At 72.3% G+C, this 766-nt stretch carries 1 protein-coding gene; it reads left to right on the plus strand.

All coding sequences use genetic code 11. The features are described from left to right. Positions 1–640: PstC family ABC transporter permease (locus FVW27_RS17830; RefSeq protein ID WP_167127784.1), on the plus strand; the 640-nt coding region annotated here is incomplete at its 5' end. Positions 641–766 lie beyond the last annotated feature (126 nt).

Here is a 766-nt window from a genome sequence, read left to right on the forward strand (position 1 = left end):
GCCGCTGGCCCTTTGCCTGTGCGGCTGGATGCACGGGCTTGGCCCCGCCCGGCCCGCCCGCGCCCTGCGCCAACTGGTGCACGGCATGGCGGCTGTGCCCACCGTGGTCTACGGCTTCGTCTCGGTGTTCCTGCTGGTGCCGCTGGTGCGGCGGGCGGGGCAGGGATCCGGCCTGTGCTGGCTGTCCGCCGCCTTGGTGCTGGCACTGCTGGTGCTGCCCACCATGGTGGTGATCATGGATGCCGCCCTGCGGGAACAGGGCCGGTCACTCCGCCTCACTGGCGCGGCCCTGGGTCTTTCGCCCGCGCAGGTCTTTGCCCACGTCATGCTGCCGGGAGCGCGACGCTGGCTGGTCACGGCGGGGGTGTTCGGCTTCGGCAGGGCCGTGGGCGACACGCTGATTCCGCTGATGCTGGCAGGTAACGCACCCGGCGTGCCCGCATCGCCCTTCGACGCCCTGCGCACCCTCACCGCGCACATGGCCTTGGTCATGTCCACCGATGCGGGCAGCACCGCCTACCATTCGCTGTTCGCGGCGGGCATCCTGCTGCTGGCGGTAAGCTCGGGCGTCAGCCTGGCCGTGCGCCGCCTGCGTGGCACGGGGCAGGATTCACTGGCAGACGCGGAGTGGCGGCAATGACGCGCCCCCCGTTTTCTTCACTCCCCCGGCATCTGCCGGACAGGCGCGTCCCATCCGGCGCCCGGCCCCGCACCCGCGAACATGCCCTCACCGTCGCGGCCTGGCTGGCCGCGCTACTGGTGGCCG

Source organism: Nitratidesulfovibrio liaohensis, assembly GCF_011682075.1.
GTDB classification, from domain to species: Bacteria; Desulfobacterota; Desulfovibrionia; order Desulfovibrionales; family Desulfovibrionaceae; genus Cupidesulfovibrio; species Cupidesulfovibrio liaohensis.